This window comes from Aeromonas sp. R2-4, assembly GCF_040908365.1.
Taxonomy (GTDB): Bacteria; Pseudomonadota; Gammaproteobacteria; order Enterobacterales; family Aeromonadaceae; genus Aeromonas; species Aeromonas veronii.
This window is the reverse complement of the sequence record NZ_JBFODO010000013.1, coordinates 155,850-175,699: the sequence shown is the minus strand read 5'-3', so window position 1 is coordinate 175,699 and position 19,850 is coordinate 155,850. Positions and strand designations below refer to the sequence as shown.

The window sequence follows — 19,850 nt, the reverse complement described above, 5'->3', positions numbered from 1 at the left end:
TGGCTCAGGGCCGTTCGCCATGGGTGATGAGGGTGGGGTCGCCAAAAAAGGCCGAGAGCTGGCAGAGCTCCAGCAGTTCAAGCACAACATGGCTGTGCCAGACCAGTGCCAGGGAGGAGCCTTGCTGCAGAGCGGTTTTCTTCGCTGCCAGCAGCAGTTGCAGCCCGGCGCTGTCTATCTCGGATACCGCTGCCAGATTCAGCTCCAGTTCGTTCCCCTGATGCAATAAGGGCGAGAGGGCATCTTTCAGCTCGCTGACTGTATAAATGGTGATCTCGTCCGGCATGGTCACCACTACCTTGTTGTCGAGTAGCTCACTCTGTAGTTGCATGATGCGCTCCGGGTCACGGCATGATGAGCTTGGCGACTGCGGCCAGCATCTGTTCGGGCTGGAAGGGTTTGACCACCCAGGCTTTGGCCCCCGCGGCTTGTCCCTCCTGCTTCTTGCTGTCCTGAGACTCGGTGGTTAGCATGATGACAGGGGTAAATTTGTAGTTGGCCAGCTTTTTAGCCTCTTTGACGAAGGTGATGCCATCCATGTTCGGCATGTTGACGTCACTGATGATCAGGTTGATCTTCTTGCCATCTAGTTTGTTGAGCGCATCTTTGCCGTCAGAGGCTTCCATGACCTCATAACCGGCTCCCTTGAGGGTCATGCCTACGACTTGGCGAATAGTTGCCGAGTCATCCACGATCAGGATCGTTTTGCCCATATCTCTCTCCTAGAAAAATGTGATGTCGGCGCTGCTTGGTTGCGCGTTGACAGAACGGGTGGTGCGACCATGGTGAATATTGCGCTGTTCGTCGGTGGCGTATGAGAGTTCCATCTCTGCCAGCCAGCGATTGGCATCGATCTGGATTGGCCCTGTCGCATTGCTGCTCTGCTCCGAAGCAACCAGGTGGCTGGAGAGGCTCTCCATGTTTTGTCTGACGTGGCTGAGGATCTGGCTGACCCTGTCTTGAAATTGCAGCGAGACAATGACGCTGGAGATTTCGCGATGGATATCGGTGCTCTCGTTTTGCAGCAGGGAGGCGGATTCCGCCAGGCTGTCAGTGGCATGGCGAAAACGGGCCAGCACCTGTTCGATTGTTTGCTCCGAATTGAGCGCCGAGGCGTGATCCCGTGCGGCAGCATTTTCGGCAATCTGGAAGGCGCGACCGATAGCTGTATTGATGGTGTCTACCTTGTCGGTCATCTTCTGGGCGGTTTCGCTGGAGAGGCGGGAGAGGTTGCGCACTTCATCAGCGACCACAGCAAAGCCACGGCCTGCTTCCCCTGCACGAGCCGCTTCAATGGCGGCGTTGAGGGCCAGCAGGTTGGTCTGGGAGGCGATTTTGGCCACATCCATGGCCATGGTGTTGAGCTCTATGGTGTAGGTGGTCAGGCTTTTTATCTCACCCAGCATGGCGTCCCGATTGGCCTGGGCGGAATGCAGGATGGCAACCACTTCATTGAGCTGCTGCTGGCTCTCGCTCAAGACTCCTGCCATGCCACGGGAATTGGCATCACCCAATTCTCCGGCTGCCAGATGAGAAGCATTGACTGCTTCTTCCAGCTTGTTGGCCAAGCCGCTGAAGCGTTGAGTCAGGTCAATCATCGCGGCTTCGGTTTGTTGACGAGAGCTTTCAATTTGCTGGGACCAGATAGGTAGAGCCTTCTCACACACCTGTTCGAGCCCGATGATGGAGTGGGCGAGAAGATCGGTAGCGACGGTTTGTTCCTCTCCTGCACGATGTCGGAGTGTGTGCTGGTGGAAGTGACTCGATGTCCAGAGCGCGGCGGCAATACCAACCAGCACATTGAGCAGCAGGTAGAGAGTTGACAGCGCATCGGCGAGTTGCAGCAACAGGCAGCTCAGCAGAACAAGCCCGATGCAGCAAATCCAGCAAACCGGTTCCCAAAGCGGTGTGTTCACGCCACTTTTGTGTTGTGCCATACGTAGCTTATCCCTGTGCAATTATTTGGTAAGAGGTAAAGGCGCAGGACCGAAACAGTCATGGTGCCCCTTGACGCTCTTTTCTTTATTTATAGTTGGCACAATAAGGTTAGCGGAAAAAAATTAATTGGCTGCAAATCGGAGTTGTTTGTATCAGCGATTGCCGTATCAAGCGGCTTGCGAGGTGGGGGCAGAGCCAGGTGGGGATGAAAAGGAGAGAAGGAGCCTGAGGATTCAGGCTCCTGATGAGGATCACGCCTCGTTGGCGTGAGCCTTCTGGCAACCTTCCACAGCATGGGCGATGAGCTCCAGCGCACTCTGGTCGCAGGGGGGCAGTTCGGCATCGCACGCCTTGATGGGGGTGACGCGATCTCCCCACTTGATGATGGCGGCACCCCAGGTCAGGCCGGCACCGAAAGCGGCGGTCAGCAGATAGGAGTTCGGTTTGACGCGGCCCTGCTCCAGCGCTTCGCACAGGGCGATGGGTACAGTGGCTGCGGAGGTGTTGCCATAGTTTTCGATGTTGACCATCACCTTCTCCATCGGCGCATTCATCCGTTTGGCGAGGGTCTCGATGATGCGGATATTGGCCTGATGGGGAACGATCAGGTCGACCTGCTCCGGCGCAATGCCAGCTTGTGCCAGCACAGTGCTGGTGGCTTCACCCATGCCGCGCACGGCGCGTTTGAAGATCTCCGGGCCTTCGAAGTTGAAGGTGAACAGCCCATCGATATCGGCAAAACGCACCCGATCGGTACCGAAGTTCGGTACGTGCAGGATCTCCCGCGCTTCGCTGTCACAGCCCAGCTTGTTGGCGATCAGGCCACACTCCTGTTCGCTTGCCTCGATCACCACGGCACCGGCACCATCGCCAAACAGCACGGCAGTATCGCGGCGCGCCCAGTCCAGCAGGTAGGTGAGGCGCTCGGCGCCGATCACCAGCACCTTCTTCATCATGCCGGTCTGCACCAGTGAGGTCGCGACGGAGAGGGAATAGACGAAACCGGTGCAGGCAGCATTGAGATCAAACACGGCGGCATTGACGGCACCGAGCTTCTTCTGCACCGCAGAGGCGGCACTTGGCAGCAGGTTGTCCGGGGTGGCGGTGGCCAGGATGATGCCATCGAGGTCGCTCGCTTCCAGACCTGCGCAGGCCAGTGCACGGCGACCGGCCAGGGTGGCGAGATCCGAGGTGCTGACATGGGAGATCCGGCGGGCCTTGATGCCGGTGCGCGGATAGATCCACTCGTCTGACGTATCCATGATGGTGCTGAGGTCATCGTTGGTCAGCACGGAGGGAGGCAGGCATTTGCCCCAGCCGGTGATATTGGCGTATTTCATCTTGTTACCGCTTCTCAAAGTGGATCGCCCGCGGGCGGAAAATCGTGCAATTATGCCGTACGAGACAACCACTGTCATCTTGTGGTCATGGTTATGTGCGGGGGGCTCAGCTGTGCCATCTGGTCGCAAAGGGCTGCAACGTACTGAGCATGGCTGGAAATTTTGCTTAAAACGCGGGACTCCTCTGCCCTAAGATAGGCGTTTCACCAACGATGAGGGGATCTCCTTGCTCAGAGCCAATCTCAACTTGTTGCCGACCCTCAAGGTACTGCTGGAGACCCGTAATATCAGCCGCGCCGCCGAGCTGCTGCACCTGAGTCAGCCCTCCATCAGCAAGCAGCTTGCCCAGTTGCGCAGCGAGTTTGATGACGAGTTGCTGGTGCGGGAGGGGCAACGCTGGCTGCTGACGCCACGGGCCGAACTGTTGGCCGCTCAGCTGGCGGATTCTCTCGGTGCGCTGGAGCGGCTCTACGAGGCGCCCGGATTTGACCCGAGCCGCTGCGAGCGGGTATTTCGACTTGCGTCTTCTGATTATGTTGCCCAGCATATCCTGCCGGATATCTGTGCCGCGCTCGCCAAAGAGGCGCCGTTGGCGGCGCTGGAGTACAGCCTGTGGGACAAACGTCAGCTGCCACAGCTATGGCAGTCCGAGCTGGATCTGGTCTCTACCATCACCGAGCAGGTACCGGAGCAGATACGCGGTCTGCATCAGGGGGAAGATCGGCTGGCGGTGCTGATGGGATGTCACCACCCGCTGGCAGGCAAGACGCTTAATCTCGATGACTATCTCGCCTGGCCTCACCTGCAGGTGAGTGGCGGTGGCGACAAGGACAGCCCGGTGGAGCAGGTATTAGCGCCGCAGGGACTGAGTCGGCGCTGGTTTGCCAGAGTTCCCTTCTTTCAGGCGGCAGTGGAGGTGTTGCTGCGCACCGATTGCCTGATGACCACCCCGGCCCATATCGCCTGGCAGCTCTCCTGCGGCCATGAGCTCACCTTTGTCGACTTGCCCTTTGCGACCCGCGATCAGCAGTATCATCTGCTGTGGCACCAGCGCCACCATCAAGATCCGGCCCACCGCTGGTTTCGCGAGCTGGCCTACCCCTTCCTGCGGGATCACCTGCAACGCACCGTCGGCGAGAGTCGCAAGCAGCTCGATCTCGGTGGCTAGCCCCAGTCAGTTGTGTCGCGCTATAGCCATGGGTTATGGGTTCTATTCATAACTTTCACTACTGGCATAATGGCTCAGCCCGTACCCTGAGTGCAGGTCATCATATCGAGCACAAAAGAGGAAAAGCATGGAACTGACGAGTTGGCTGGCACTGGCCGCAATCTGCGTGATGGGCGCCATCAGCCCGGGGCCGAGTCTGGCGCTGATCATTCGCAACACGGTGCAAGGCGGGCAGGGGCATGGCGTCGCCACTGCGCTCGGTCACGGCCTCGGGGTTGGAATCTATGCGCTGGTCACGGCGCTCGGCCTCTCCATTTTGATCACCCAGACTCCGATCCTGTTTGATCTGATCCGCTATGGTGGCGCCGCATTTCTTGCCTGGCTCGGGGTGAAAGCCCTGTTGGCAAAACCAGCCAGTGGTGACGCGAGTGAAGAAGTTCACCAGCTGCGTGGTCGGCAAGGGGCCTTTGAAGGTTTTATGGTGGCCTTCCTCAATCCCCAGCTGGCGGTCTTCTTCATCGCCCTGTTCAGCCAGTTTGTGCGGGCCGATACCGGCTGGAGCGAAGGGGGCATCATGATGCTAACCGCGGGCGGGATCGATGCAGTCTGGTACGTGCTGGTGGCACTGGTACTCTCGCGCGGGCCTGTGCTGGCGTGGCTTAAAGCCAAATCCTTTGTGATCGATAAGGTGAGCGGCTTGGTGCTGCTCGGACTGGCACTCAAGGTGGTTATCTAATCCTGCATTTTGCGGATACCTTAAGCGGGATCAAGGCATGTGGGTGGTGAATGGGCTAGAGTAGCGCCCATTTGCTGTCCGCCCTGATCCCGAGACCATGCACCAGAACAAGCACCCGTTAAGCCACAACAACCGGTTGGAGCTGCTGGCTCCGGCCAAGAACCTCGCCTACGGCATCGAAGCCATCAACCATGGTGCCGATGCCGTCTACATGGGCGGTCCTGCCTTTGGCGCCCGCAGTGCGGCGGGCAACTCCATCGAGGATATCGAGGCGCTGGCGCGCCACGCCCACCGTTTCGGCGCCCAGGTTTTTGTCGCCTTCAACACCCTGCTGCACGATCATGAGCTGGAGCAAGCGCGGCGCCTGACCCACCAAATTTACGAAGCCGGTGCCGATGCGCTGATTGTGCAGGATATGGGACTGCTGGCGCTCGATCTTCCTCCCATCGCGCTCCATGCCAGTACCCAGACCGACAACCGTACGCCAGAGAAGGTGAAGTTTCTGCAGGATGTGGGTTTCTCTCAGGTGGTGCTGGCGCGCGAACTGTCTCTTGCGCAGATCCGCGAGATCAGTGCGGCGACCAATGTGCAGCTGGAGTTCTTTATCCACGGCGCGCTCTGCGTCTCCTACAGTGGCCAGTGCAACATCAGCCATGCCCGTACCGGCCGCAGTGCCAACCGCGGCGAGTGTGCCCAGCTCTGTCGCCTGCCCTGCTCACTGCAAAAGCCGGACGGTGAAGTGCTGGTGGCCGACAGCCACCTGCTGTCACTCAAGGATATGGATCAGACCGACAACCTGGAGGCCTTGATCGAGGCGGGGATCCGCTCCTTCAAGATCGAGGGGCGTCTCAAGGGGCTCGATTACGTCAAGAACGTTACCGCCTGGTATCGCCAGAAGCTCGACGCCATTCTGGATAGTCGCAGCGATCTGGTGGCCGCTTCGGCGGGTCGTTGCAGCTACAGCTTCACGCCTGACCCCAAGAAGAGCTTCAACCGCGGCAGCACCGACTATTTCCTCCATGGCCGCCAGCAGGGGATCGACTCCACCAAGAGCCCGAAATATGTGGGTGAACCGCTCGGGCGTGTCACCAAGGTGACCCGTGACGGTATCGAGATCGATGGCAAACAGGTCACTCTCAACAACGGCGACGGACTCGGCTTCTTCAAGCCGAACAACGAGCTGGTGGGGATGCGCCTCAACAAGGTCGAAGGTAAGCAGTTACTCCTGTCTGAACGCATGCCGGGGTTGAAGGTGGGGACCGAAATCTACCGCAACCACGATCAGGCGTTCAGCAAGATGCTGGAGAAGGCGAGCGCGGATCGTCGCATCCGGGTCGATATGGTGCTGGCAGAGTGCGATGAGGGCGTGAGCCTCACGCTCACCGACGAGCAGGGCATCAGTGCCGCAGTGACCCTGCCTTGTGACAAACAGCCTGCCGACAACCCGGAGCGGGCGCTGCAGCAGGCGCGGGATCAGCTTGGCAAACTCGGCAATACCCTGTTTGTGGCGCGCAAGATTGAGTTGGCATTCACTCACCCGCTATTTATCGCCGCATCACAGCTCAACGGTTTGCGCCGGGACGGCATCGCCGCGCTGGAGGTGGCGCGAGTGGCCAGCTACCAGCGCCCCGAGCGACGTATCGCCCTGCGGGATATCAGCTATCCCCAGCACCGTCTCTCCTACCTTGGCAATGTGCTGAACAGCGCGGCCGAACAGTTCTTCCGCGAGCATGGGGTGGAGCGCATCGCGCCCGCTTATGAGGCGAACAAGGAGGAGCGGGAAGTGGTGCTGATGATCACCAAACACTGTATCCGCTATAGCCAGAACCTCTGCCCAAACGAGGTGCCCGGTCTCAAGGCTGAGCCGCTGGAGCTCAAGATGGGTAAAGATACCTTCCGCCTGCGTTTTGACTGCAACCGCTGCGAAATGCATGTGATGGGGAGATTAAAACAATAGGCTGTCGCCGTTCTCGAAGAGAATTATTTAGGGGCAACCAAGTAAACAGATTTTTCTATGTTATTGGACTTGCCCCTTTATACATAGAGTAAGAGAAGATGTTTTATGTTGTTCTAAATATGTATTAAAACATCAATCAAAATAACTATTAATATCATTCACCCAAGCTAAAGGAGATGATTGTTCATAATTCATAGAAATGTCATATTTTATTTTGTGATTTGAAAGTATAGATTTTATGACATTTAAGTCTTGATACCCCTTTGCCCCTTTTGGAATAAGGAATTTTAATCCGTTATTAATTTCGGTAAATTTTGAACCTTTATTTTGTTTGAAGTTTTTGCTGAATGCATTGTAATTTTCAGTAATGATCTGCTCTGCTGCCAAATAAAAGTCGGCAGCATCAAGACAATCCTCTAGTTCTGTTTCTGTATATAACCCAGCATTTTTAGGTTCAATCAGTTTGGGGCCATCATCAAACATTTGAAAGCGTCTGATTGATATTTTGTTACATACTTCCTTGTGGACAGATGCATCAATGTCCAGTCGAACTTTATCACTGTCAATAATAAATAATATCTTACCTTTTAAAGCTATCCGCTCAATTTTGTCAGATGCTGCAATTCTAAAGTATTCGAAGAGCTTGACAACATTTGAAACACCACCAAGGGGTAAAATGTTAACATCATTATGGCGAGGGTCTATTAATTTCTCTAAATAATTTTTATCATCTGAACCTTCACAAACAATCCATTTCCCACCAGCGCTTTTCATAATCATCAGCATAGATGAAACTAAATCCAAAAAACTTTTCATTTCAACAGATGCAGGAAATGATCGCCTCTCTTCATGTACAGAATGTAGATTAAATGATTTCAGTTCAATCTTACTCCCTTCATTAGACAAGTGATGTAGTGAAGCTTTTTCAGATGACATCAACACACCATACCAATGGGTTGATATTATCATTTGGACCTGATTTGCCAGAGATATATCAAATATTTTTTTAAATTGCTCGTAGCATGAAGTAACGGATAGAGAGGCTTCAGGCTCATCAATGCATAGAATTAATTTTTTTCTACGTTCAAGAGTATCTTTGACAAATACACTAGCAACATCAATTAGTGCTCTTCTCTGTTCTCCTGAGCTGAGATTTGATATGTTTTTCTTTTCTTTCTGTAGTGTTCTTATCTCAAAATAACCTTTAATGATCGAGTCAGTAATATCACTGGCATGAATTGTTTTTTTACCAATAGTGGGGGTGGCAAAATTGTAGTCATCATCAAAAAGTTTTTTATTAATTTCTGTAAGAAAAAGATCTAATTTTTCATTTATTTCAGAAACGATACTACCACCTTTTTCTCGTTGTTGATTCAATAGTTTTTCTATTTCAGTTGTTAAATTCTTATCCATCAATCCTTGTAAAGCATCGGATTGAATATCTAAGATTTGTTTTGAAGATACATCAACAGGAAGATATATAAATTCATAGAGTTTATATATCTCATTTTTTGACTCATTTAGGTCTGAACCAGAAACTGACTTCGGGCGTAGAGAGGTTCTGATCTTTTTGTCAAGGGTTGATGTAAAGTATGTTTCTTTGTCAATATTTAACCCAACAGATATTAAGTAATAGTCTGCAGGATTTGCCCATTCAGTTAGTTCATCTCGAAATGAAATGAACTTATCCATACCATCATATGAGAAGTTATTTTGCGTGATGGGCGGCTTATAGCTCCAAAAAATGTCACTAACAAGAGAAAGAGCTTTATTTTTTATCTGACATGTCTTTTTTTCAATCAGAAACACAGGGCAAATAAATGCTTCTGATTTTTTGGCTGTATTATTTACATTCCATTCGCGATCATTAAATGCAAGATCTAATGCTTCTAATATAGATGATTTACCTACGCCATTATCACCGATAAAAATACTCAGAGTTGTTTTTTCTTTTGATAAAAACGGAACAAATGTTACTGTAGGGAATATCTTGTAACCACGAATGAAACATCCTATCAACATAAAATACCTTAATAATGTTCTTAATCCTGCCTCATGGTGGAGGAAAATGCATCAAATGATTGTTTTGTCATTATATGTGTTGTTGGGTTTAGAATGAAGCTCTTCTGCCAAGTTGTGAGAGACTTGTCACTGTGATTTACCTTTTTAGGTATGACTCACTAGGGCTAAGATTGGGCTTCAATAATGTTTTTACTTCCAGAGTCAGCAGCGTTTTTTTAATCTCCAATCCCCCCGCATAGCCGGTCAGGCTGCCGTTTTGGCCGATCACCCGATGGCAGGGGACGATGATCGAGAGCGGATTGCGGCCATTCACCGCGCCCACTGCCCGCACCGCATCGGGTTTGCCGATGGCGCGGGCAATATCGCTGTAGCTGCGGGTTTCGCCGTAGGGGATGTCGCACAGCGCTTGCCACACCGCCTGCTGAAAGGCGGTGCCACGGGCGGCAAGGGGCAGGGAGAAGCGCTGCAAGCGACCGGCAAAATAGGCGTCAAATTCGGCGAGGAAGGGAGCCAGCGCCCCGTGATCTTGCTGCCAGCCACTCATATCGGGCAGTGCCCGCAGGCCCGCCACAAAGTCTACGTGCACCAGACCGGATTCATTGATGGCAACCAGCAGATCGCCGCAGCGGGTCGGCAGGATATCGTAGCGGATCATGGGGTTATCTCCTGTTGTTGGGTATCTGGCTGTTGTTCGTTGCCAGTGGCACGGAGCAGCAAATCGGGCGCTTCACTCATGGCATGCCACAGCCAGCTGGCCGCATAGCTGCGCCACGGCTGCCACGTTGCACTTTGGGTTAACACCTCTTTCACCGGCAGCTTGGTGCCGCCTCCGAGTGCCTTTTGCAGTACCAGATCGGAGGCGGGGAAGGCATCGGTATCCAGCCCGCAACGCAGCCGCCAGTAAGAGACCGTCCAGGGGCCTATGCCCGGCAGCGCCAGCAACTGCTCGTCACTGGCTGTCGTGAGGGTCAGCTCGCCGCTGGCCAGCGCCTGTGCCACGCCCCGCAGGGTGCGAATACGGCTGCCGGGCATGCCGATACCGTCGAGATCGAGTTCGCACAACTGGGTGGGGGTCGGTAGTTGCGCCACCCCGAATTGCGCCTCGGTACGGGCTACCAGTCGACCGAGTATGGTGATGGCTCCCTTGACCGACACCTGCTGGCCGACGATGGCGCGCAGCATCACCTCGTATTCGTCCCAGCCACCCGGCAGCCGCACGCCGGGCCAGCGCGCCTGCAAGCGGGCGAGCAGCGGATCCTGACCGAGTAGATCTCCGATCCGCTGCATTTCGGCATCGAGGTCCCACATCCTGCGCACCCGATAGAGCAGATCGGGCAGCGCTGCGAGCGGCAGATCATGGACTGTGAGTTGCAAGCTGTGCCCCTTGCCCTGCGCGATGCGCACCAGCGCGACCTGATCGCCGACCCGGTAGCGCCGCTCATACACCTCACCATCTACCCGCTCCAGCCTGGGGATCGCCCGCAGCCGGTAGAACGCCAGCATGGCCGCCACGTCATACGGAGGGCGGTAGGGCAGTTGCAGCGTCAGGGTTGCGCCGCGCGGCTGATCGCTCATGTGCTCTGGCGCATGACCCTCTTGTTGGCGCAGGGTACGTGGGGCCAGCCCGTAGGCGTTGAGCCAGGCGTCATTGAAGCGACGGATGCTGGCAAATCCGGCGGCAAACGCGATGTCGGTAATGGGCAGCCCGGTTTCGGTCAGCAGCCTTTTTGCAAGCAGCAGGCGGCGTGTTTGCTCCACCTGTTTTGGCGAGGCGCCGAGATGTTGCTCGAACTGGCGGCGCAGGGTGCGTTCGCTGATCCCTGCCTCAGCGGCGAGTTCAGCGAGCGTGCCCTCAGCCAGCTCGCCGCGATCGATGCGCGCCAGCAGACGTACCAGTTCAACCGGCAGATCGCCACGGGCGGCGGGGGCCAGCTCGGGGCGGCAGCGCAGGCAGGGGCGCAGCCCATACTGCTCGGCGGCCGCGGCGCTTTGGAAGTAGCGCACATTGTGCTCGTGCGGTGGCCGTGCTGGGCAGACTGGCCGGCAGTAGATGCCGGTCGAGAGCACGCCGGTAAAGAAGCGGCCATCAAAGCGAGCATCGCGGGCGAGCCGTGCGGCATGGCACTGCTCACGGCTGAGGGTGTTGATCACCTCATCTTGTGACGACTCTGGGCTGGGCTTTGCATTCATGGTGTGGGCGGCTTTGCTGGAATAGATGGCAAGAGAGTAAGGGGGCTCAGGGGCTGTGACTAGCCAGAAACGGACAGGGATAGCAAAAATTGGCCAAAGGTTTTTTTGCTCTTTTATTGCACGGCCGGGTTTCACTCTTCGTCACGCTGTTATTCATGTATCGCGGCTCGACAGAAGGGGGCATAACGGACGGGTCGTAGGCACGATTGGCTTAGCTTTATTTGCTTAGCGAGATTAGTGGCGGCGAAAACTGCTTAAAAATTAATAACAGATCACATAACTATCTTTTTTACATTGAGTGTGGTGATTTTGTGTTGTTCAATCGAGTCAGTTAATTTTTGATGATTATTAAGTCATCACATCTGCGGCCTTAGGCCGACCAATAACAACAACACTTGCCAAGGATGATAAGTGAACGACTGTAAGGCATGGCCCCATTGCCGGGGGTTTAGTCTGATCGAGTTGTTGATCGCCATGACGGTTGTCAGCATTCTCGCGGCCATCGCGTTGCCAGCGTATCAGGGTTATCTGCAACAGGGACGTCGTTACGAAGCGCAGCAGCAATTGCTGGAGCAGGCGCTCGCCCTCGAACGTATCTATACCCAACAGGGCCGTTATCCCGATACGTTTGCTACCCCTTCCAACACTGATTTCTACCAGTTCAGCTACAGCCAGCAAGATGCTGGCGACTACCTGCTCAAAGCTATTCCAACGACGCGACAACAGGATGAGTGCGGCACTCTGACCCTCGATCAGACCGGTTATCGCGCGGCCAATCGCCATGACTGCTGGGGATCATAAAATGAATGTGCGCGGATTTACCCTGATTGAGTTGATGATCACGGTCGGCATCGCCGCCATCTTGCTATTGGTCGGGTTGCCCTCCATGAGTCAGCGCCTCGCGGCCGAACGGCTCGATCGCAGTGCGACCGAACTCGCGTCTGCCTATCGCTTTGCCCGCAGCGAAGCGGTCAAGCTGACCCTGCCGGTGGTGCTGCAGGGCACCGAGAACGGTGGCTGGGAGGTGATGGCCGACAGTCAGCGGTTGCGTCAGGCATCGGCTCCCGGTGGCGGCGTGGTGATCAAGCCGTTTGACCCCATCCAGATCGCGCCAACCGGCAGCAGCAGCCACGCCGAGATCATTCTGGCCAATCGCCTCGGTGAGCAGCGGGTCCTCTGCGTGGCCCCGAGCGGCCAGCTGCTGCAAGGGAGCTGCTCATGAAACACGCCGCACTTGCCCGCCAGCAGGGCTTCAATCTGGTGGAGATCATGGTCTCCATGGTGTTGGCGGTGATGGTGTTTCTCGGTCTCGCCAAGGGGCAGGTGGTCTCGTTGCAGCAGGCGCATTACAGCTTGCAGAGCACGCTGGCTACGATCGAGGCGAGCAACAGCGTGGAGCAGATCTGGAGTTCGCTGTGTGAAGTGCAGCGCAAGCCCGAGCGGTTCACCCAGGCCGATTTTCTTGCCCGCTTCACCCTGCACGAGGGCCACCGACTGGTGCTGCCGAACCGTTATAGCGACAACTTTGTGGTCGCTATCGAGTGGCAGGATGAGCGGGTCTCCGGCGCCAAGCGAGTGGAGCTGAACGCAGGATTTCCGCCTTTATGCTGAGCGTCCCCTCACGGCAACGAGGCGTCAGTCTCGTCGAGCTGATGATCTCCATGGTGCTCGGTCTGATGCTGATGCTGGCGATTTTTGCCGGTTACGCCCCGATCAAGAGTACGGTCGAACAGAGCAAGGCGCTGGAGCAGGCGAACGAAGTGCTGCGCTTTGCCACTCTCACCTTTACCAACAGCATCAAGCAGGCGGATCAGCTAATTGCGGTCACTCCTGATCGCCTGACGCTGGCTTTCAAGGTGGAGGGGGGCAGTCAGGTGCTCTCCTGCCTTGGCAACCAGAAAACCGCCGATTTTACCGAGCAGTACCGCTTCACGCCGCCGGTACTCAGTTGCGATGACGGAGATGGCCCGCGCCTGTTGCTGGCCCATCTTCAGGATCTTGAATTCGGCCAGCAGGGTGCACTGGTCAATATCCGCATCTTGCCCGAAGGGCTGCCGAGCTATCTGGCACCGGGAGTAGAGGTGCAGGTGGCCCGCCGCAAGGCGGTCTGGGCAGCAGCGTTGGCCACATCCGGTGCCAACGCCACAGCAGGGGGAGCGGGATGAACAAGGGATTACAGGGGCAGCGAGGAGCCGTACTGCTGGTGGTACTGGTGGTGAGCCTGCTGTCGAGTCTGCTGGTGTTTACCAGCATTCAGGAGAACCAGTTGCAGACTCGCCTGAGCGGCAATTTTCACAAGAAGATCAATGCGCAGCTCAGTGCCGAGCAGGGGATGAACGAGAGTTATCGTGCCCTGCATCAGGCGCTTGGCGCCGAACCGCGGATAGAGTGGGAGCAACTGGTGCAGAAGGTGCCTGGCAAGGGGGAAGGGGCCATGGCGGGCAGCCGCTTCAGCATCGATCAGCTGGATGCCTCCACAGGCAGCAAGCTGGCGTTGCAGAGCCATGGCCGCTATCTGGAGGGGAATGCCAGCCTCAACGCCCTGTTTACCCTCAAGCGCGAGCCCGGCAATCTCATCTTTCAGGATTCGGTGGTGGCATGCGAAGGGCTAAGCCTCTCCGGTAGCGGTTTTATCGACAGCTACGACTCGCGCAAGGGGGCGTACAAGGAGCCTGTTTCCGGGACTCTTAATCAGGGGCAAAACGGCAAGGTGGCGACCGTCAGCGACAAGGCCAATGTAGTGCTCGCCGGGCACTCCCCCATCTGGGGTGATGTGCGGGCGACCGGCTCGGTGACCTTGAACGGCTCTTCACCTGTTGCGGGTAATGTACTTGCTGGCGGCGATATCACCATTTCTCCCTCTGATGGGGTCGTCAGGGTTGAGGGCAGCGTGAACGGGAGTGGAAATTTTGCCTTGCAAGGGGGGCATATTGCCGGAGCTGTTGCGATCAATGGTGATGTCTCTATGGGTCATGGCACAAGCATTGCTGGCGACAAGTTGAACTATGGTGGGAACGGGGAATTCCTTGATGCCAAGCATCAGAAGTATCTGGATCCCCAATACCGCACTCACCCCAAGCTGCCACCCGTGGCCGGGCAGGTGTGTGACCCGCTCAATGTGGCCGCGCTGCCCAAATCGTTCCCTCCTGCAACGCTGCCCATCAATGGCCCGCTGACGCTCGGGGCCACCCAGCAGATGGTGCTGACCACGGATCCCTCCACCGGCTCGGTCACCAGCAGCAACCAGCACAAGCCCGGGCTGCCGCTACCCGGCAAGGGGGAGCTGTTTGGCAAGGAGCAGACCGTTTACAAGCTCGACAGCCTCAATATGGGGGCCGATGCCACACTCACCATCAAGGGGGATGTGGTGCTGCTGATCGACAAGGATTTCACCATGACTGGCAGCAACAAGTTGACGGTGAGCGAGGGCAGTAGTCTGACCCTGATCGTCAGCGGCAAGGTCGATCTCGGTGCCGGTGCCGAGGTGACGGCAGTCAAGCAGGGGCTGACCGCTGGCGGTACGCCCGCTATCTCCATCTATTCCGCGTATAGCGGCAAGGATGGGATCAAGCTGTCGGGCAATACCCCGCTCTATGCCGCCCTCTATGCCCCGCTCACCGAGATGAAGATCAGCGGAAGTGGCGGTTTGTACGGGGCTGTGCGTGCCAAGCATCTGACCGAGAGCGGTGCTGGCGGTGTGCACTACGACGAGGCGCTGGGCATGGCAGATCTGGGGGACGACCAGGGGCCGCCTCCGACGCTGGCACTGCGACAGTGGCACTTTGTGCAGTGAGGCTGGCGAGCCGCTAAAAAGGATCGAATGGGGCGCGCAACTGTGAGAAGGTGGAGATCTGTCCACCCAGCCGTTCACTGTTGAGGAGTGCTCCATGCCAGGCCCCGCTCGCGCCGGTGCCCTGATCTATGCCAAGGATCCGGGCCTGCTGACCCACTTTTACCGTACCCTGCTGCAGATGGTGGTCTGCAGTCAGGATGAGCAGCTGGTGGTGCTGGAAAACAGCGATATCCAGCTGCTCATCCACGCCATTCCTGCGTCCTATGCTGGGCAAGTCGTCATCAAGCGGCCGCCGGCGCTGCGGGAAGAGGGGGCCATCAAACTGTTCTTCACCGTCTCCAGCCTCGCCTGGGCGGAAGCGAAGGCGGCGGATCTCGGCGGCGGTTTGTTGTCACAGCAGTGGACAGGGCCCGGCTTTGTGGTGCGCAACGCCTTCGACCCGGAGGGCAATATCCTGCAACTGCGCGAGTTGCTGGGTTCCCCTGATCCTCTCTGAATCCTTTCTTTGTGCAGCATTGCTGTGACGGTGTGCTGTGCCATGCACCGCCATAAAAGCGGGGCCCTGTAGTGGTCAACTAAAAAGGGCCCCGTTCTGTTGTTAGCTTACTGTGCTCATTACTTCAGGTAACGCTGTTCCAGATGCTGGCGCAGCCAGTGCGGGTTGAGCGCTTCACCGGTGGCACGGCGCACCAGCTCGTCGGTGCTGTGCAGGCTCCCTTGTGACCAGATGTTGCGTCCGAGCCAGCCGAAGATTTCCGGCAGGCGGCCCGCCGCGATCACCTCACCCATGCTGCCCAGCTCTTTCTCGAGGGCAAAGCGCAGCTGGGCGGCATACATGGCGCCCAGGGTGTAGCTCGGGAAGTAGCCGAACGAGCCGTCGGTCCAGTGAATATCCTGCATGCAGCCATTGCGGTAGTTTCCCTTGGTGGAGAGCCCCAGCCACTGCTGCATCTTGGCATCCCACAGCTCGGGGATGTCGGCCACCTCGATCTTCCCTTCCACCAGATCGCGCTCCAGCTCGTAGCGCAGGATAACGTGGGCCGGATAGGTCACCTCGTCCGCATCGACCCGGATAAAGCCCGGCTCGACCCGGCTGTAGAGCTTGGCCAGATTGTCCGGCGCAAACGCCGCCTGCTCGCCGAAGTGGTGACGAATGCGTGGCGCCAGCAGCGCGAGGAAGGCCGGATGATGCCCCAGCTGCATCTCGCAAAACAGGCTCTGACTCTCGTGGATCGCCATGGAGCGCGCTTCGGCCACCGGCTGACCCAGCAGATGGCGCGGCAGCCCCTGCTCGTAACGGGCGTGACCGGTCTCGTGCACTATGCCCATCAGGCTGGAGACAAACTCCTGCTCGTTATAGCGGGTAGTGATCCGCACGTCGGTCGGCACCCCGCCACAGAAGGGGTGACTGCTCACATCGAGGCGGCCGTGGGCGAAATCAAAGCCGAGCAGCCCCATTACCTCCTGGCCGAGTGCCTGTTGGGTCGGGATGGGGAAGGGGCCTTGCGGCAGCAGCAGGGCATCGCCCTTTTGTTGTTCACTCACGGTCTGGATAAGAGCCGGCAGCCAGCTGGCGAGATCGCCGAAGATCTGATCGAGCCGTGCGCTGGTCATGCCCGGCTCATAGAGCGCCAGCATGGCGTCGTAGGGGCGCACGCCAAGCGCATCGGCCCGCAGCTGCGCCACTTCACGGGAGAGTTTCACCACCTCCTCGAGATTGGGGGCAAAGCCGGCCCAGTCGTTGTTCTTGCGCTGGCTGCGCCAGGCGTGCTCGCACTTGCTGCCAGCGAGCGACAGCGCTTCGACCAGCTCACCGGGCAGCAGGCTGGCATCTTGCCACTGGCGCTTGATCTCGCCGAGGTTGGCACGTTGCACTTCATCGAGCGGTTCGCTCTCGGCCTTGGCAATCCAGTCGCCCAGCTCGGGAGCGGTGCGCTTCTGGTGGATCAGCAGACCGAGTTCGGCCATTGCTTCGGCGCGAGCATCGTTGCCCCCTTCCGGCATCATGGCTGCCTGATCCCAGCCGCAGATAGCGGCGAGGTGGCTAAAGCGGTGGATCTGCTGCTGATGTTGTTCAAGCTTTTGATATGACATGGGATTGTCCTTGTTATCGTCCCTGATGGTATGCCGCCCCGTACCTGGCATGATCGGGGCCGTTCGATGCTAACACCGCCGCTCTATAGTTGACCACCATCATGCAGGCGAGCCAAAGGTGTGGTGGCGAGACGCGGATTAGCCGAGCCGCTTCTGGTGCCGTTCGCGGTTTTCCGCTTTTTTGCGTTCGCTTTTGCGCAGCAGCACGTATAGAGCACCGCTGCCGCCGTGGCGACGCTCGGCGCTGTGGATCGCCATGACGGCGGGCAGTTGCGGCAACCAGGCGCTCACATAGCTTTTCAGCAGGGCACGCGGGGTGCTGCGCTCCCCCTTGCCGTGCAGGATAAGCAGGCAGCGGATATCCCGGACTTCACAATCCGCAATGAACTGCACCAGCGTCTGGCGCGCTTCGTTGAGGGTTTTCTGGTGCAAGTCCAGGCTGGCCTGCAGCTCGTATTTGCCGAGCCGCAGCTTCTTGTAGACCCCCTCCTGCACCCCATCACGCTTGAAGCCGACGATTTCGTGCGGATCGCGCATCTCGATGGCCTCCATGGTGAGGTGGTCGAGGGCGAGTTGTTCGGCGGTGGCAGCCTGACGGCGAGCGAGCTGCGCCTCGGTCGGGGCGGATTTGGCCGCATGGGGATGGATGTTGTCGCTGCGAATGGGCCGTACGTCGGCCACTTCATTCATGAATAGCGAGAGTTCGTCGTTATGAGACACGGCAGGCTCCCCATAAGAAAAAGTGGGGGCCATTATAACGGTCGTAACCGGCACAGAAAACGGGGAAAGGGGGAGGGGATAAGGGGCACCCAGCATGGACACTGGTGCAGCCAGGCCCGGGAATCACAGTCGCGAACCATAAAACAGCACAGGCGGTCAGTGTGAGCTGCCGCCTGTGGTCAGAGGATTATTTTCCCTCTTTGGGCTGTTGAGAATGGGGTTGCTGTGAATGAGGCGGTTGCGAGTGCATCACCTTGTAGATGAAGTAGGCCGCGTAAGAGCTGATGAGCAAGAAGGTGCCGATAATCACCAGCATCGACATCAATCCCACGCTGTTGCCAAACATCAGGTCCAGCCAAAAGTCCATTTTATTGCTCCTGTCACCCAGTTGATGACAGGCATGATAAATACCTCTTTGCCCCGTCCGGGATGATCCCGATCAACTCCCTTGCAGGTTGTTTAATAACCAGAACGATCTGTGATCGTTCTCACTGGACTCCTTGCTGCCGAGCCTGCACAGGGCCCGGTGTGGTGAGCGGGGTAATGCGCCACCCTTGCTGCTCCAGCAACGCCAGCAACCCCTGTTCGCCGTAAAGGTGCAGGGCGCCTACCACGATAAAGCTCTCGTTGGGCAGGGTGGACCATTTTTTCAGCCAGTTATGGTTGCGCTCGGCCAGTAGGGTCTGCTCCATCCAGCTCTGTAGCGCGGGCGGGGCCATCTCCTCCTTGAGCAGATTGATCAGCGTCGCCTCATCCCCCTGCTGCCACGCCTTCATCACGGCGGCGAAACCACTCTCCAGCATCGGTAGCTCATCCAGGGTGCTGGCGAGCATCAGGGTCTGGTTGTCACCCACGCTGGCCAGATAACCGAGCTGCTCCAGCAGGGTTTCAAAACCCACTACCGGTTTGCCCTCTTTGGCGGCCCGGACGGCAAAGTGCTGGTCTATCCCGAGTTCACTCTTGAAGTCGGAGCGGGCCATGGCGGCCTGGGTCAGGGTAATGGCGGCAAACCATGGGCGCAGGGTGGCGAGGGTCGCCTCGTCGATGCCATAGCGGGCGCCCGCCATCAGGGTGCGTTGATAGAGCTCGGCAGGCAGATGATCCTTGAGCGGTTTGCCATCCACCAGCCGGGTGAGGGAGCCGGTCTGTTGCCACTGATCCGGCGTGATGCTGTTCATGTCCACCTCCATCACCAGTGCGCGGCTCTGCAGCCAGGCGCGCTCCACCGGCTCGGGCAGCGGATAGAGGGCAGGCTTGCCCGCATGGATGGAGCCCAGCAGCCAGTGTTGCTGGTTGCCCTTGCTCACCCGATAAAATGCGGGATCGGCAAAGGCGTGCAGCGGTAGCAGCAGGCAGAGCAGGAAGGCAAAGAGGGTGCGATGAAATCTCATGGGGATCCTTAATATGCGCCGGGTGACTTCTCTTGCTGACAATAACTCCTATGATAAGTCCTCATTTCAGATAACCAAGAGGTTTGCCATGCCCCATCTTCGTTTTCGCGCCGTGACGCTCGAGACCCTGCAACAGGTGAGCGGCCCGCTGTTGGCCGAGCTTTGCGAGCTGACCGGCGGCAAGCCGGAGTTTGTCACCATGGAGCGGATTGATAGCTGCTGGATACGCAACGGCGAGCCTGAGGCGGGTTTTCCGTTTGTTGAGCTGCACTGGTTCGAGCGGCCACAAGAGATGCAGGACGCGGCCGCGCGCCTTATCACGCGCCATTTGAAACGGGTGCTGGGGGAGCAGATCTATGTGGTGGTGCAGGTGATTCCCTTGGTCAAGAGCGCCTACTACAGCAATGGCGAGCACTATTGAAGAGGGGGACAAACCAGATTGGCGGGACGGGTGACGCCGCTACCCGGCTAGCGCCACTTGGGCGACCGGGTACTTGGTCG

General features: G+C 57.2%; 21 protein-coding genes. 10 read left to right on the top strand and 11 right to left on the bottom strand.

Annotated elements, in window-relative coordinates; all coding sequences use genetic code 11:
- Positions 1-4 precede the first annotated feature (4 nt).
- The 4 genes from AB5Z05_RS06180 to AB5Z05_RS06165 form a co-directional block, all read right to left on the bottom strand.
- Positions 5-331, bottom strand: coding sequence for an STAS domain-containing protein (locus tag AB5Z05_RS06180; RefSeq protein WP_005358513.1), 327 nt, complete (start codon positions 329-331; stop codon positions 5-7).
- 13 nt (positions 332-344) lie between these two features.
- Positions 345-713: a response regulator gene (locus tag AB5Z05_RS06175; protein WP_005338778.1), complete on the bottom strand. Its 369-nt coding sequence runs from the start codon at positions 711-713 to the stop codon at positions 345-347.
- 9 nt (positions 714-722) lie between these two features.
- Positions 723-1,406 (bottom strand): methyl-accepting chemotaxis protein, encoded by a 684-nt coding sequence (locus AB5Z05_RS06170; protein WP_224970223.1) that lies wholly within the window; start codon positions 1,404-1,406, stop codon positions 723-725.
- A 783-nt stretch (positions 1,407-2,189) separates the two neighbouring features.
- A complete protein-coding gene (locus AB5Z05_RS06165) occupies positions 2,190-3,278 on the bottom strand; it encodes a ketoacyl-ACP synthase III (protein WP_042080660.1) in 1,089 nt (362 codons plus the stop codon).
- Positions 3,279-3,504: 226 nt separating this feature from the next.
- Here AB5Z05_RS06165 and AB5Z05_RS06160 point away from each other — a divergent pair, with 226 nt between their 5' ends.
- From AB5Z05_RS06160 to AB5Z05_RS06150, 3 genes are all read left to right on the top strand, one after another.
- Positions 3,505-4,446: a LysR family transcriptional regulator gene (locus AB5Z05_RS06160; RefSeq protein WP_368150566.1), complete on the top strand. Its 942-nt coding sequence runs from the start codon at positions 3,505-3,507 to the stop codon at positions 4,444-4,446.
- A gap of 127 nt (positions 4,447-4,573) precedes the next feature.
- Positions 4,574-5,182 (top strand): LysE family translocator, encoded by a 609-nt coding sequence (locus tag AB5Z05_RS06155; protein WP_042080663.1) that lies wholly within the window; start codon positions 4,574-4,576, stop codon positions 5,180-5,182.
- 97 nt (positions 5,183-5,279) lie between these two features.
- Positions 5,280-7,139, top strand: coding sequence for a U32 family peptidase (locus tag AB5Z05_RS06150; RefSeq protein ID WP_368150564.1), 1,860 nt, complete (start codon positions 5,280-5,282; stop codon positions 7,137-7,139).
- A 132-nt stretch (positions 7,140-7,271) separates the two neighbouring features.
- Here AB5Z05_RS06150 and AB5Z05_RS06145 read toward each other — a convergent pair whose 3' ends face one another.
- From AB5Z05_RS06145 to AB5Z05_RS06135, 3 genes are all read right to left on the bottom strand, one after another.
- On the bottom strand, positions 7,272-9,161 hold the full coding sequence (locus tag AB5Z05_RS06145) for an ATP-dependent endonuclease (RefSeq protein WP_368150562.1): 1,890 nt from the start codon (positions 9,159-9,161) through the stop codon (positions 7,272-7,274).
- A gap of 136 nt (positions 9,162-9,297) precedes the next feature.
- Positions 9,298-9,816, bottom strand: a complete 519-nt coding sequence (locus AB5Z05_RS06140; protein ID WP_368150559.1) for a methylated-DNA--[protein]-cysteine S-methyltransferase — start codon at positions 9,814-9,816, stop codon at positions 9,298-9,300.
- Positions 9,813-11,351 carry an AlkA N-terminal domain-containing protein gene (locus tag AB5Z05_RS06135; protein WP_368150557.1) on the bottom strand — a complete coding sequence of 513 codons (1,539 nt, stop codon included), beginning with the start codon at positions 11,349-11,351 and terminating at the stop codon, positions 9,813-9,815. Before AB5Z05_RS06135 ends, AB5Z05_RS06140 begins: the two co-directional genes overlap by 4 nt.
- A 411-nt stretch (positions 11,352-11,762) precedes the next feature.
- On the opposite strand from AB5Z05_RS06135, the gene AB5Z05_RS06130 reads away from it, so the two are divergent.
- From AB5Z05_RS06130 to AB5Z05_RS06105, 6 genes are all read left to right on the top strand, one after another.
- On the top strand, positions 11,763-12,152 hold the full coding sequence (locus AB5Z05_RS06130) for a type IV pilin protein (protein WP_005343572.1): 390 nt from the start codon (positions 11,763-11,765) through the stop codon (positions 12,150-12,152).
- 1 nt (position 12,153) lies between these two features.
- Complete coding sequence (locus AB5Z05_RS06125; protein WP_005349592.1) at positions 12,154-12,573, top strand: GspH/FimT family pseudopilin; 420 nt, start codon at positions 12,154-12,156, stop codon at positions 12,571-12,573.
- Entirely contained in the window at positions 12,570-12,962 is a 393-nt protein-coding gene (locus AB5Z05_RS06120; RefSeq protein WP_075115427.1) for a prepilin-type N-terminal cleavage/methylation domain-containing protein, read from the top strand. Before AB5Z05_RS06125 ends, AB5Z05_RS06120 begins: the two co-directional genes overlap by 4 nt.
- Positions 12,956-13,516 carry a PilW family protein gene (locus AB5Z05_RS06115; RefSeq protein ID WP_005338746.1) on the top strand — a complete coding sequence of 187 codons (561 nt, stop codon included), beginning with the start codon at positions 12,956-12,958 and terminating at the stop codon, positions 13,514-13,516. Before AB5Z05_RS06120 ends, AB5Z05_RS06115 begins: the two co-directional genes overlap by 7 nt.
- Positions 13,513-15,144, top strand: coding sequence for a hypothetical protein (locus tag AB5Z05_RS06110; RefSeq protein WP_368150554.1), 1,632 nt, complete (start codon positions 13,513-13,515; stop codon positions 15,142-15,144). Before AB5Z05_RS06115 ends, AB5Z05_RS06110 begins: the two co-directional genes overlap by 4 nt.
- Before the next feature lie 94 nt (positions 15,145-15,238).
- Positions 15,239-15,640: a glyoxalase/bleomycin resistance/dioxygenase family protein gene (locus AB5Z05_RS06105; protein WP_368150552.1), complete on the top strand. Its 402-nt coding sequence runs from the start codon at positions 15,239-15,241 to the stop codon at positions 15,638-15,640.
- Positions 15,641-15,759: 119 nt separating this feature from the next.
- Here AB5Z05_RS06105 and AB5Z05_RS06100 read toward each other — a convergent pair whose 3' ends face one another.
- From AB5Z05_RS06100 to AB5Z05_RS06085, 4 genes are all read right to left on the bottom strand, one after another.
- On the bottom strand, positions 15,760-17,238 hold the full coding sequence (locus AB5Z05_RS06100; RefSeq protein WP_088870002.1) for a carboxypeptidase M32: 1,479 nt from the start codon (positions 17,236-17,238) through the stop codon (positions 15,760-15,762).
- 138 nt (positions 17,239-17,376) lie between these two features.
- A complete protein-coding gene (gene smrA / locus AB5Z05_RS06095) occupies positions 17,377-17,958 on the bottom strand; it encodes a DNA endonuclease SmrA (protein ID WP_005338734.1) in 582 nt (193 codons plus the stop codon).
- Positions 17,959-18,145: 187 nt separating this feature from the next.
- Entirely contained in the window at positions 18,146-18,325 is a 180-nt protein-coding gene (locus AB5Z05_RS06090; protein WP_005338733.1) for a DUF3149 domain-containing protein, read from the bottom strand.
- A 121-nt stretch (positions 18,326-18,446) separates the two neighbouring features.
- Positions 18,447-19,349 carry a TraB/GumN family protein gene (locus AB5Z05_RS06085; RefSeq protein ID WP_368150549.1) on the bottom strand — a complete coding sequence of 301 codons (903 nt, stop codon included), beginning with the start codon at positions 19,347-19,349 and terminating at the stop codon, positions 18,447-18,449.
- 88 nt (positions 19,350-19,437) lie between these two features.
- Here AB5Z05_RS06085 and AB5Z05_RS06080 point away from each other — a divergent pair, with 88 nt between their 5' ends.
- On the top strand, positions 19,438-19,770 hold the full coding sequence (locus AB5Z05_RS06080) for a DUF1904 family protein (protein WP_201989704.1): 333 nt from the start codon (positions 19,438-19,440) through the stop codon (positions 19,768-19,770).
- Positions 19,771-19,850 lie beyond the last annotated feature (80 nt).